The organism is Marinococcus halophilus (genome assembly GCF_002265875.1).
GTDB classification, from domain to species: domain Bacteria; phylum Bacillota; class Bacilli; order Bacillales; family Marinococcaceae; genus Marinococcus; species Marinococcus halophilus.
This window is the reverse complement of the sequence record NZ_NPFA01000001.1, coordinates 67,944-80,309: the sequence shown is the minus strand read 5'-3', so window position 1 is coordinate 80,309 and position 12,366 is coordinate 67,944. Positions and strand designations below refer to the sequence as shown.

The following is a 12,366-nucleotide window of genomic DNA, read 5'->3' as shown; positions in this document are numbered from 1 at the left end:
TAAGTCCCCTGCCTTTACTGCCTTCGGCTATAAGCAAATTTTATTTGAACCAATGGTGGGCGGCGGTCTCGTAACGGCTGCTTCTATCCCATTTATTTATCAATTCGGTGCATTACCTGTTCTCATTGTTGTAACTGCACTGATGATAGCCTTTATGCTGTTGGGCCTTTTATATTTTGGGCGTAAACGTGAAGCTTCTTCAGAAAAATGAAATCATTGAAAGAAGCATAAGTTTGTTCACCGGGGGCTTTTACAGCAGCCTCCGAAAAAGTTGCTCTCCATTTAAAACCCCCGGCGCCACAGACGCCGGGGGTCCTTTTATACATAATCCATGTTGTTGGTATCGCCGTGCATGCTGCGAATTTCATCCGGGTTGGCAACGACGGTTGGCTGGTAATCAATTAAAATGGCTGAGCGCTCCCCGGGCCCGTCCTCTGGCCCCTTGCGTACAGAGCCAACATAATGAGTGACCAGCGGATCATACACTCCGTAGGATTCGAGGGGACGGGTCATGTAAAAGGAGTCAGTGATTTTATCCTTTTCTACATCTTCCGGCATCCGCCCACGGACTTCCGGTACAGAAATAACGTTTCGGGCGCCTTCGATATTTCGCCGGCGGATCAGGTGGGCGAACGTAAACGGCTCTCCGTCCTGGTGCAAGGTATTCGGCGATGAAAATGCTTCGTCTTCTTTCGAGTCAACGTGAAGCTTCACAAAGTGGACTCCCGCATGAAAAGGCATGAGCGCATCTTCGCGCGTCCAGAATGTCTGGCGGAAGTTAAAAGCGATCAGTGCTTCAAGCAGCCGATTGTGCCTGATGTGCTCAGGGATGGCAGGAAAGCGGCGGCTCGCATCGGGATATTCCGGATTGAACGACCCCTGGAAATAATCGTAGTAGCTTTTACCGTCCCTAACCGTTTCCGGCAGCCATTCGATTCGGTGGGTGCCCGGGAAAATAACGGCACGTCCGTACTGGCGGTATCGATTCAGGTGCGGTGCATAATCGTCGGCCGGAAGATCGTCAAAGGCCGCAGTTAAGGCTGCCAGGTCTTCTTCGCTATAGCTTTCGTGCAGTATATCAGCTAAGTCGTAATATTCATAACCGTGCTGTTTTAAAGGTTTCATTTGTTTATTTCTCCTCCCGAATGGTGGTTTCTTCGAGTGGAAGCATCCTCCCATTGTTTTCACAAATGCTAGTGTATCACGCCGGGACGGAGTTGAGTATATGAAAGGCAGACTCCTTCTTTCGTTTTTGTGACAGATTCCTTATAATAAAGAACAAATGTTCTTGAAATTCAAAGAAATCAGCGAAGAGAGGAATTTCTTTATGCCAGTCATATTAGCGGAAAAACCGTCGCAGGCAAAAGCCTATGCGGCCGCGTTTCAGATACAGGAGAAAAAGGACGGGTACATGCGGCTGAAGCCGTGCAGTCTGTTTCCGGACGGGGCAGTGCTTACCTGGGGCTTCGGCCATTTGCTCGAGCTCCGGGCCCCGGCCGATTACGAGTCCTCCTGGAAAAAATGGTCGCTCGACACACTTCCGATGCTTCCTGCCCATTTCCGCTTCAAACCGAACCCGCGGGCGTTCAAGCAATTGAAGGTCGTTAAGCAGATGCTGCAGGAAGCCGACAGCATTATTATTGCGACCGACTGTGACCGTGAAGGCGAAAACATCGCACGAAGCGTCATTGATTATACGAAAACGTCCCATAAACCGATCCGGCGTCTTTGGATTAACAGCCTGGAAAAGGACGAGGTATACAAAGGCTTTGAACAGCTCCGGGAGGGGGCAGACTATTTTTCGCTATATGAGGAGGCACGGGCCCGCCAGTTTTCCGACTGGATCGTCGGCATGAACGCGAGCCGCCTGTATACGCTTTTGCTAAAACAAAAGGGCATCAATGAAGTGTTCAGTGTCGGCAGGGTCCAGACGCCAACGCTCAAGCTTATTTACGACAGACAGAAAGAAATTGAGGCGTTTGAGCCCGAACCCTATTGGGAGCTTGAAGGAACCTTCCGTGCGGAAGCAGGCGAGTATAAAGGAAAGTATAAAAAGCGCTTCGGCTCAAAGGAAGAAGTACTCCGGATTTGGAAGGAGCACGGCTTGAAAAAGGATACCGAAGGAACAATCAGCAGCATAAAAAAAGAAGAAAAACAGGAAAAGCCGCCGCTTCTTCATTCGCTGTCGAGCCTGCAGACAACGATGAACAGAAAATATAAAATGAGCCCGTCTGCTGTGCTGAAAACGGTCCAGAGCCTGTATGACGAGCCGCTAAAAGCTGTTTCCTACCCGAGAACAGACACCCGCCACATTACTTCGGGTGAATTTAACTACTTAAAAGGGAATCTGAACCGGATGCAGGACTGCATGAACGCTTCCTTCGAACCGGCATCCTTGACGCCTTCGAAACGGTTTGTAGACGGGGGTAAAGTCCAGGAGCACCATGCGATCATCCCAACGAAAAAAGTGTTGAGCGAGGGCCAGTTCGAAAAGCTGAACCGGGCCCAGCAGCAGGTATACAAAGAAATAATGAATAGCGTGCTCGCGATGTTTCACCGGAACTATGTGTACGAAGAAACAACGCTCGAAACGGACGTCCAGGGCCTCATCTTTGAAAGCAAGGGACGGGTGGACAGCCAACTGGGCTGGAAGGAGCTGTTTCCGGCACCTAAAAAGAAGAAGGAGCAGGAGGATAAAACACTGCCTCCAGTTACTGAAGGAGAGCAGGTTAAAGCGTATGTCCAGGCAGCTGAAAAGGAAACCCAGCCACCTAAGCCCTACACAGAAGGCCAGTTGATCAATATGATGAAGTCCTGCGGCAAATGGATTGAAGATGACGAAGCTTCCAAAAAAGTACTGCAGGAAACAGAAGGCCTTGGGACAGAAGCGACGCGAAGCACTATTATTCAGACGCTGCAGAAACAGGAATATATCCGGATTCAGAAAAACGTCGTGGAAGTCACCGCCAAAGGCCGCGCCCTCTGCGAGGTAGTAGAGGGAACGCTTTTATCCAAGCCGCTTTTGACCGCAAAATGGGAAGCCTTTTTAAAGCAAATCGGAAGCGGTGAAGCAGATAAAGAAGCTTTTTTAAAGCAGACCGAGGCTTTTACGAAAAAGCTGGTCGAAGAGGCGCCGGCAGGCATGACGAATATGCAGACCAATCCGGATCAGGTGGCCGCCTCCAAGAAACAGCCGCAGCGCGCAGAGCCGATCGCTCTTTGTCCCGTATGCCAAAAAGGGCAGCTGATGGAACGAAAATCCTTTTATGGCTGCAGCGAATATGCAAACGGCTGTAAATTCACCATACCAAAAACATTATTAAAGAAAAAAATCACCCAGGCTCAGGTTAAGAAGCTGTGTGAAAAAGGAGAGACGCAGGTGATCAAAGGATTTAAAGGCAAAAAGCCGTTTGACGCCAAATTAAAACGCAAAGAAAATGGCGTCGAGTTTGTGTTCCCCTCCAAAGACAATGCCTCGTCGTAGACAAAAGCCGTGAATTTGATATACTGAAAGGCATAATGTTTCCTAGGGTTCCGCGGCAGAGCCGGACTGGTCCGAGAGAAAACCCGTAAACGAAACGTTTGCGACACGGAGGGACAAAAACCCGGGAGATCTTCGCTGCGAAGAATTCCCGGGTTTTTTCGTGTGCAAAAGCTGGGGTGAAATAAATATTTCCGGGAAATAATAAGAAGAAATCGGTAAGGAGGACTCGTAGTGGGGTGGATAAACGTCGCGGCAGCAGCAACATTTGAAATTCTCTGGGTAATCGGTTTGAAGCACGCCTCGGCTGGATGGGAATGGGCGGGAACGCTCGTGGCTATTGTATTGAGCTTTCTCTTTTTGATACGGGCGGGCGAATATCTTCCGGTAGGCACTTCGTATGTAGCCTTTGTCGGCATCGGTACGATCGGGACAACAGTCCTTGATATGATATTTTTTGGCCAGCCGTTCCAATGGAGCAAGATGGCCTTTATTATCATGCTGATTGCCGGAATCTCCGGGCTTCACATGGCCTCCGGAAGGCCAAGGGCAAATGAAGGAGGGGAACAACAGTGATGACGTGGCTGTATTTGATCGGCGCCGGCATTTTTGAGATGATTGGTGTTTCTATGATCAATGAATGGATTCAAAAGCGGGTCATCTGGCCGCTGTTTATGATTGCAGGAGGTTTTGGAGCGAGTTTTTTTCTTCTTTCCCTTGCGATGCAGACCCTTCCGATGGGAACCGCCTACGCTGTCTGGACAGGAATAGGAGCGGCAGGGAGCGCGCTGTTCGGCATGCTTTGGTACAAAGAGCCGGCCAATGTTGGCAGGATAGTAAGCATTGCGGTCATTCTGTCCTCCGTCGTAGGCCTGAAGCTGATAGCGCCATAAAACGTTCAAGAACTAACGCTGTTTCTGGCTTGAGTCCAGGCTTTATTTTGATTATAGTTACAAGCAGGTGAAATATCTGGAAAAGAAACAAATTGAAGAGTGAAAAGGAGGAAAGCATATGGATCTTCAGAGCATTTTGTATGAAGCACATTCCGGTTCGTGGGCATTTTTGATCATCTTCTTTTTGATCAGCTACCTGTTTCCGAAACAAAAAGTAACGATGATGATTGAACGGCTGTTTGTAGTCATTATGGTTCTTTCTGGCGCGGGCATGGTGGCGTTGTATGGCTTCCCGCTCCTGTCCATTGTAAAAGGTGTTTTGGCCCTTGTTTTTATCGGAGTAATGGAAATGATGTTCGTTCGTCGCCGGGCAGGCAGAAAACACGCCATGTTCTGGATTTTATGGATCATTTTGTTCGCAATTATCTTATCCATCGGCTATGATGTGATTGGGTGAGGCAGAAAGCATGCTGTTTTTGCAGCATGCTTTTTGTATGCTCCCATTTTCGGGTATAGCATTCTTATAAAAATGTCTGTGTGCGGGTTTTTTACACAAAAATTATATGTATCATGCAAGTAATACATAGAAAAGCCGAAGTAGAAAGCTGCGGCAGGTGGAGGGAGGAAACCGTGAGTGTTTGAAGGGAATGCGAATGTGGATTCGTTTATATTATTAGGAGCACTTCTGCTTATTTTAGGCGTCGTCGTAACAAAATTTTCGACACGCCTCGGGGTGCCTTCGCTTATTTTATTCATTATTCTGGGTTTGCTCATGGGAAACGATGGTTTTGGCATCATTGACTTCGAAAATGTCCAGCTTGCCCAGACTGTTGGAATTATAGCCCTAATTATTATTTTATTTGAAGGCGGGACCCAGACAAAGTGGCGTGATATCAAGCCGGTCGTCGGGCCTTCTGTAACGCTTGCCACGTTCGGCGTGCTGTTTACGGCTGCCTTGATGGGAGTCGTAGCGAAGCAGCTGCTCGACCTCACCTGGCTTGAAGCGATGCTCCTCGGAGCTACGGTTGGTTCGACAGATGCCGCAGCTGTTTTTGCTGCTTTGAAGGGGCGCAGCATTGATAAAAAAATGGGCTCCACCCTTGAAGCGGAATCAGGCAGTAACGACCCAATGGCTGTGTTTTTAACGCTGTTTTTTATCGAATTAATTCTGGCCGATTCGCCCAACGTATGGCTTTTGTCCGGTGCTTTTTTCTGGCAGATGGGCGTCGGTCTTGCGATGGGCGGTCTGTTCGGGTGGGCAGCCTCCTGGACGATTAACCGCATTAATCTGGATTCGAGTGGCTTGTACCCCTTATTTGCGATCGCGTTTGCGCTGTTAACCTACAGCGTGACCTCTAGCATGAGTGCGAGCGGATTTTTGGCAGTGTATGTAGCGGCACTTTTGATAGGAAACTCCGATTTGATCTACCGCCAGCCGATTTACCGGTTCAATGAAGGAATGGCGTGGATGTCTCAGATCAGCATGTTTATCATTCTGGGCCTGCTTGCCTTTCCAAGAGATATCCTGACGTGGTCGAACATCACTATGGGGCTCATTTTATCAGCGGTGTTAATGTTTTTGGCGCGTCCGCTTGCCACGTTTTTGTCGACCTCTTTTTTCGGCTACAAGCCGAAGCAGAATATATTTCTGTCCTGGGCGGGACTGCGCGGGGCGGTGCCGATTATTTTGGCTACCTATCCGATTGTTGCCGGCGTGGAATCGGGCACCCAAATTTTCAACGTCGTCTTTTTTATTGTGCTCACATCCGCGCTGATCCAGGGGGCGACCATCGCTCCGCTGGCAAAATGGCTTCATTTGTCCGGGCCGCTCCGGGAAGCCCCGACTCATTCCTTGGAGCTTGTCTCACTCGGAAAAGCGAACGCAGAAATTATGGAATTTCAAACGAATGAAGCGACGCCGATCGTCGGCCAGACGCTTCAAAGCATTGAATTTCCCGCCTCTGCGCTTATTAGCGCAATTGTCCGGGATGATGAGCTGGTCACGCCGATTGGTGAGACAGTAATCCAGGCTGGTGATTATTTGTATATTCTTGTATCACGTAAAGAGAAGCGTGTTTTAAAGCAGATGCTCCGGCACGATTACTGACAGAAAAGGGCCGGCGTTAAAGTGTATTAAATTTAAAGAAAGAAGGGAGGGCTCTGCATGGGTGTGCTGATCAATGTATTGGTCCCGATCATTTTAATATTTACGATTGGCTATTTGCTGCAGAAAAGGCAGGCAGTGGACATTCGGCCGGTGTCAGCTGTCGCTCTCTATGTATTAACGCCCGCGCTTGTTTTCCGGACGTTTTATGAAAGGGAATTGAACAGCGACATGCTGTCGATGGCTCTGTTTTCCGTGGTGTTTTTAGCGGTAATGACCGGCGTGATCAAACTGGTGGCTTACTTGCGCAAATGGCCAAAAGCAAATGAAACCGGCATGATGCTTTCCACCGTATTTATGAATGCGGGCAATTACGGTGCTCCCTTGATTTCTTTTGCTTTCGGTGATACAGCCTTTGCCTATTCGATTGTTTTTATGGTCATCCAGACGATGCTGATGAACACTGTCGGCGTCTATATTGCAAACAGCACCAATATGGATGCGGCCGATGCGTTTCGCACAGTACTGCGGATGCCGGTATTTTACGCCCTGCTCGCAGGCGTCCTTTTTCAGCTGACCGGGATACCGATCGGGGCGACCTACTATGAAGCCCTTGATATGCTTGCCAGTGCAGCGATTCCGGTGGTTATGATTATTCTGGGTATGCAGCTTGCACGTATATCTGTAAAAAGCATGGATTGGAAGCTCGTGAGCGCTGGAACGTTTTTACGACTCGTATTCGCTCCGGCGCTTGCTTATTTGATTGCGTTATTGCTTCAGACTAATGACACGCTTACTACTGTGCTTGTTGTTTCTACAGCGATGCCGAGTGCAGCAACTATGGCGATGATTTCGGTACAGTTTGATTCCAACCCCCAGCTCGTTTCAGGTATTACGCTGGTAACGACTATTTTAAGCGTCCCTTCTTTATGGGTAGTACTGTCGATTTTTCAGGTTTAAAGATTGGGGATAAATTGACGGCAGCGAAGCAGCGCGTTATGATATAAGTAATATCGAACCACTAGGGGTGCCTGTTGGCTGAGACGGCGTAAAGCTGATCCCTTTGAACCTGATCTGGATTATACCAGCGGAGGGAAGTGGGGAAGAGATGCTGATACGACTATCTCCCCCCGCTTTCTAACGAAGGCGGGGTTTTTTGTGGGGAAATATATATTTGCTGGGGGTGCCTGCTGAGGCTGAGACCGGAGAAAGATCCGGAACCCTTTGAACCTGATCTGGAGAGCCAGCGGAGGGAAGCAGCCATGTTGAACCTTTTAACAGGCAGCCTCCTTCCTTCTGGAAGGAGGCTTTTTTATGGATAAAAAGACGAAGCCATGCATTCACGCAGTGTCGCCGCCGGATATCCCGGTGGCTGAGTGGTGGGGGAAGACGAGGGAGCTGGCAGACGTCGTTGATTATGTGCATATACGGGCACCGGAGTGGACGAAGCAGGAAAAAGAAACAGCTGTGAAGCTGGCGTTGGAAGAAGGAGTAAGTCCCGGGAAGCTTATAATAAATGACGAGCCGGAGCTTGCTGCTGCTTATCAGCTGGCCGGCGCTCATCTGCCCGAGCGCCGTACAGACTTCCCGGCTGACGGGCGCTGGGGCCAGTCTGTGCACTCCGCAGAGGTAGCGAAAAGAAGTGAGCGACAGGAAGCATCCTGGCTTTATTTTGGCCATGTTTTTGCTTCAGGCAGCAAGCCCGGAAAGGCTCCGCGCGGGCTCGGGGCGCTGAAAGCAGCCGTAACAAGCGTTCGTATTCCCGTAATTGCTATTGGGGGCATCACTTCTGAAAACGCGGAGGAGTGCATAGAAAACGGGGCCTCCGGGATAGCGGCCATCGCAGCTTTGTACGAAAGAGATTGTCCCGGGGAGGCAGCAGAGCAGCTTCGGGCCAGGGTAAGGAGTGATAGTAATGAAAGTTGATACTGAAGTTCTTATTATTGGGGCGGGGGTCCAGGGATGTTCCCTTGCATACCAGTTAAGCAGACGCGGCCGCCGCGTTATGATAATCGAAAAAGCTTCCATAGCTGCCGGTGCTTCGAAAGCGGCTGCCGGAATGCTTGGGGCGCAGTCCGAGTGGGAGGGTTCAGATCTTTTTCAGGAATTTGCGCTCGAAAGCAGGGCTATGTTTGCTGAACTGGTCCCGGAGGTGGAAGCGCTCAGTGGAATGGACGTTTCTTACGTAAATAATGGCATGCTGAAGCCGGTATGGAACAAAACGGAAGCAGAAAAGTATCAACGGTTATCAGGCCACAGCTATGGCGCGAAATGGCTTTCAGCACGGGAGACGCGAAGCAAAGAGCCAGCGCTTTCTGAGCACATCCACGGGGCCTGGTCTATACCGAAAGACGGGCAGCTCCGGGCCTATGAATGGACATTGGCCCTTGCCAGGGCAGCGGAGGCCAACGGAACGGTGATTCGGGAAAATACCGCAGTCGATCAACTCTTAGAAGCTGACGGCCGGGTCTGTGGAGTGAAAACAAGCGAAGGCAGCATCAAAGCAGATGAAGTTGTTTTTACGGGAGGAAGTGCCGGAGCCCGTCTGTTGGATGAGAGGGAATTCAGCCTCTATCCGGTGAAAGGCGAATGCTTGTCTGTACGCTTACCGGACGCTGCTTTGGAGCATACCCTGCACACTCCGGAAGTGTATATTGTTCCTAAAAAGGACGGAGAAATTTTTATCGGAGCTACAGAGAAGCCCGGAGACGCGAGTACGGAAGTCACGGTAGCCTCAATGCAGAAGCTCATGAAAGCAGCCGTGCATTTAGTGCCGGGGTTAAAGCATGCAGGGATTGAAAGATTCTGGAGCGGTGTCCGGCCGCAGACAGGCGACGGGCTGCCGTATATGGGAAGAACAAGCAAAGGCCTGTGGGTGATGACCGGGCATTATAGAAACGGTATCCTTCTTTCAGCACGGAGTGGGAGCTGGATGGCTGCCCGGATTGAAGGGGAAAGCGTTCGCGAAGACTGGAAGCAGCTGTTCGCCGTGGATCCGAAAATACGAAAAGGAGGAGTCATTCATGCAAATCACGCTTAACGGTCAAATACAGAATATTGAGAACAGTCAAACCGTAGCCGAGTTACTGGAAGAGCTTCAAGTAGCCCATAAGAAGACGGTGGTGGAGCGAAACGGGATTATTGTGATGGAAGAACTGCACAAGGAAGAAGGTTTGAAGGACGGGGACAGAATCGAAATCATTCATTTTGTAGGAGGCGGATGAACGAATGCTTAACATTGGCAGTATGACATTTAACTCACATCTATTTCTCGGTACGGGAAAGTATAAAGACGCAAAAACCCAGCTGCAGGCGGTAGAAGCATCAGAAACTGAAGTATTGACCTTTGCTGTCCGTAGAATGAACTTATTTGACAGCAGTCAGCCGGACCCATTTGAGCAGATGGATGTTTCAAAGTACAGGCTTCTCCCAAATACTGCCGGAGCCAAAACAGCGGAAGAGGCGGTCCGGACAGCTAAGCTGGCGGAAGCAGCCAATATGTGTGACATGATCAAAGTAGAAGTAATTGGCTGTGACAAAACACTTCTACCGGACCCGGTGGAAACGCTCCGGGCTTCAGAACAGCTTCTTAACGAAGGGTTTACGGTTCTCGCCTATACGTCCGATGACGTAGTGCTTGCAAGAAAGCTTCAGGAAACCGGGGTTCATGCAGTTATGCCAGGAGCCTCTCCTATAGGAACGGGGCTCGGGATCATCAACCCATACAATCTTTCGCATATTATCGAACAGGCAAAGGTGCCGGTTATTGTGGACGCAGGCATAGGGAGCCCGAAGGACGCATCTTACGCCATGGAGCTTGGGGCTGACGGTATCCTTTTAAACACAGCGGTTTCAGGAGCAGGCGACCCTGTAAAAATGGCTGAAGCGATGAAACTGGCCATAAGAGCCGGTACTCTTGGTGCAGAGGCAGGAAGAATTGATAAGAAATTTTATGCACAGGCAAGCAGCCCTCTAGGAGGCCTCAGCATTTGAATACAGAAGAACGTTTCTCCCGGCAGCGGTTATTTCATGGAATCGGGCGGAGTGGACAGAAAAAGCTGGAGGAGTCCCATGTAATAGTGATAGGGGCCGGAGCTCTAGGGAGTTTAACAGCTGAAAGCCTCGTGCGTGCGGGGATCGGGAGATTAACGCTAATCGACCGGGATTATGTAGAGGTAAGCAACCTGCAGCGCCAGCAGTTGTATACAGAAGCGGACGCAGCAGCGTATACACCGAAAGCGGAGGCAGCGAAAAGACGGCTGCTCGATATCCGGAGTAACGCAGTCATTGATATAATTGTCGGCGAAGCAGATCCGGCCGTGCTTGAAAACTGTCTGCCTGCAGACCTTATTATTGACGGACTCGATAATATGGAGACGAGGCTGATGATTAATGATACAGCGTTGAAGCACCGGATTCCCTGGATTTACGGAGCCTGTGTGGGGGCATACGGACTAAGCTATACAGTGACACCGGAAGAAGGGCCGTGCCTGCGCTGCCTGATGAAGGGCATTCCGATGGAAGGTGAAACGTGTGACACGATGGGAATTATTGCCCCGGCTGTCCAATTTGTGAGCGCCACGCAGGTGACCGAAGCGATGAAGCTGCTTACTCATTCCTTTAAACAGCTACGCGGAACGCTGTGGTCGTTTGATGTATGGTCGAACGAGAGTTCTTCCATTCGTGTAGACTCGCTTCAGGATGTTCATTGTCCCTCCTGCGGAGAATCGCCAACGTATCCAGCGCTCGCATGGAGTGGGAGAAGCAAGGCAGAGACGTTGTGCGGCAGGGATGCCGTACAAGTGAAGCCTCTTCCGGACATGCAGGTGTCACTCGAGCGTACAGCGGACGCTCATAAAAAGCACCTTTCCAAAGCGAATCAGCATCTGCTGGTGTTAAATATTGAAAACAAGCGGCTGGTGCTCTTTAAAGATGGAAGGGCCATCATTCACGGGGTCTCCGGGGAAGTGGAAGCTAGATCGTTGTATCAGAGATACATTGGAGGATAAATATTCCTTGTTTCATTTTACGGGCGGAGTGGTAATATTCCTTGCAAGGAGGGGGAACTATTGCCTACCGCTCGTATTTTTTCGACTGTAGAAGAAGCACAGAAGGCTGTAGATAAATTGAAAATGCAGGGTGTTCAAAGAGAACAGATTTATGCTTTAGCTCTTGAAGCGGAAAAGGCGACTGCGAAAGAACTAAAAGTAAGTGATACAGAAGCAGACGCTACAAGTCCGGTGGAATTCGTAAAACAGTTTTTCCGCCACGGGGCCTCCGATATTTATGAACGCTTAACAAAGCTGGGCTATAGCGATAAAGAAGCGCGTGACCTGAGCGAACAGCTGGAGGAACATAATATACTAATTGCAGTGGCTGAAGATCCGGAAAAATTCTCTTTTGAAAAGTGAATCTTTTCCGGATTTTGTTCAGTCTCAGGCGTTCGGAGGAGGGGCGGTTCGATTAACATCTATTCTCCGCTTTTCTCTGTCCAGCTCCGAAGCCTAACCGCTCGGGGTTACTTTCCAGCCGGTTTCGGGCAGCAGGCTGCCCTGCACGTCTGGGAAGTACCTGTCGCGGTTGAGCAAGGCTCCTCTGCTTTTCTATCTGTCCAGCTCCGGAAGCCAGCGGCGGGGTGTCCCTTCAGATCTTTGGTAAAGAGAAAAGGCCTCTTTATCCAAAGCTCTTCCAGGGCCCGTGCCGCTGAACAGGCTTCCTACGCTTTTCTATCTGTCCAGCTCCGGGTGTTACCAGCTTAATCCATTCGTGATTTCAGATCGTTTGCGACTTCGTCTCAAGCCGACTGAAACCGACGAGCTGTTTAAGCTGGTGCCCAAACACCCTTCGCTTTTCTATAAATTTTATGTAATTTTTATGAATTATGGCTG

At 49.8% G+C, this 12,366-nt stretch carries 13 protein-coding genes and 3 riboswitches; of the genes, 12 read left to right on the top strand and 1 reads right to left on the bottom strand.

Annotation, left to right across the window (positions count from 1 at the left end; genetic code table 11):
- Nucleotides 1-318 precede the first annotated feature (318 nt).
- Nucleotides 319-1,125: a 2OG-Fe dioxygenase family protein gene (locus tag CHL76_RS00450; RefSeq protein WP_094907528.1), complete on the bottom strand. Its 807-nt coding sequence runs from the start codon at nucleotides 1,123-1,125 to the stop codon at nucleotides 319-321.
- Nucleotides 1,126-1,327: 202 nt separating this feature from the next.
- Between CHL76_RS00450 and CHL76_RS00445 the strand changes: the two genes are divergently transcribed.
- The 12 genes from CHL76_RS00445 (at nucleotide 1,328) to CHL76_RS00390 (ending at nucleotide 11,889) form a co-directional block, all read left to right on the top strand.
- Nucleotides 1,328-3,484, top strand: a complete 2,157-nt coding sequence (locus CHL76_RS00445; RefSeq protein WP_094907527.1) for a type IA DNA topoisomerase — start codon at nucleotides 1,328-1,330, stop codon at nucleotides 3,482-3,484.
- 31 nt (nucleotides 3,485-3,515) lie between these two features.
- Nucleotides 3,516-3,614, top strand: a riboswitch (guanidine-I (ykkC/yxkD leader).
- Nucleotides 3,615-3,715: 101 nt separating this feature from the next.
- Nucleotides 3,716-4,057, top strand: a complete 342-nt coding sequence (locus tag CHL76_RS00440) for a DMT family transporter (protein ID WP_094907526.1) — start codon at nucleotides 3,716-3,718, stop codon at nucleotides 4,055-4,057.
- Nucleotides 4,057-4,374 carry a DMT family transporter gene (locus CHL76_RS00435; protein ID WP_079474962.1) on the top strand — a complete coding sequence of 106 codons (318 nt, stop codon included), beginning with the start codon at nucleotides 4,057-4,059 and terminating at the stop codon, nucleotides 4,372-4,374. Before CHL76_RS00440 ends, CHL76_RS00435 begins: the two co-directional genes overlap by 1 nt.
- A 118-nt stretch (nucleotides 4,375-4,492) precedes the next feature.
- On the top strand, nucleotides 4,493-4,831 hold the full coding sequence (locus CHL76_RS00430; RefSeq protein ID WP_094907525.1) for a DUF1516 family protein: 339 nt from the start codon (nucleotides 4,493-4,495) through the stop codon (nucleotides 4,829-4,831).
- A 177-nt stretch (nucleotides 4,832-5,008) separates the two neighbouring features.
- Nucleotides 5,009-6,481, top strand: coding sequence for a potassium/proton antiporter (locus tag CHL76_RS00425; protein WP_094907524.1), 1,473 nt, complete (start codon nucleotides 5,009-5,011; stop codon nucleotides 6,479-6,481).
- Nucleotides 6,482-6,538: 57 nt separating this feature from the next.
- On the top strand, nucleotides 6,539-7,438 hold the full coding sequence (locus CHL76_RS00420) for an AEC family transporter (RefSeq protein WP_094907523.1): 900 nt from the start codon (nucleotides 6,539-6,541) through the stop codon (nucleotides 7,436-7,438).
- Between the two features lie 53 nt (nucleotides 7,439-7,491).
- Nucleotides 7,492-7,591: riboswitch (TPP riboswitch) on the top strand.
- A 56-nt stretch (nucleotides 7,592-7,647) separates the two neighbouring features.
- A riboswitch (TPP riboswitch) is annotated at nucleotides 7,648-7,750 on the top strand.
- Between the two features lie 42 nt (nucleotides 7,751-7,792).
- Entirely contained in the window at nucleotides 7,793-8,404 is a 612-nt protein-coding gene (locus CHL76_RS00415; protein ID WP_094907522.1) for a thiamine phosphate synthase, read from the top strand.
- A complete protein-coding gene (thiO, locus tag CHL76_RS00410) occupies nucleotides 8,394-9,518 on the top strand; it encodes a glycine oxidase ThiO (protein ID WP_094907521.1) in 1,125 nt (374 codons plus the stop codon). The genes CHL76_RS00415 and thiO overlap by 11 nt, the downstream gene beginning before the upstream one ends.
- Nucleotides 9,502-9,702 (top strand): sulfur carrier protein ThiS, encoded by a 201-nt coding sequence (thiS, locus tag CHL76_RS00405; protein ID WP_079474968.1) that lies wholly within the window; start codon nucleotides 9,502-9,504, stop codon nucleotides 9,700-9,702. Before thiO ends, thiS begins: the two co-directional genes overlap by 17 nt.
- Nucleotides 9,703-9,706: 4 nt before the next feature.
- On the top strand, nucleotides 9,707-10,471 hold the full coding sequence (locus CHL76_RS00400) for a thiazole synthase (protein WP_079474969.1): 765 nt from the start codon (nucleotides 9,707-9,709) through the stop codon (nucleotides 10,469-10,471).
- A complete protein-coding gene (locus tag CHL76_RS00395) occupies nucleotides 10,468-11,487 on the top strand; it encodes a ThiF family adenylyltransferase (RefSeq protein ID WP_094907520.1) in 1,020 nt (339 codons plus the stop codon). The genes CHL76_RS00400 and CHL76_RS00395 overlap by 4 nt, the downstream gene beginning before the upstream one ends.
- A 60-nt stretch (nucleotides 11,488-11,547) precedes the next feature.
- Nucleotides 11,548-11,889 (top strand): general stress protein, encoded by a 342-nt coding sequence (locus CHL76_RS00390; protein WP_158219013.1) that lies wholly within the window; start codon nucleotides 11,548-11,550, stop codon nucleotides 11,887-11,889.
- The last annotated feature ends 477 nt before the right edge of the window (nucleotides 11,890-12,366 follow it).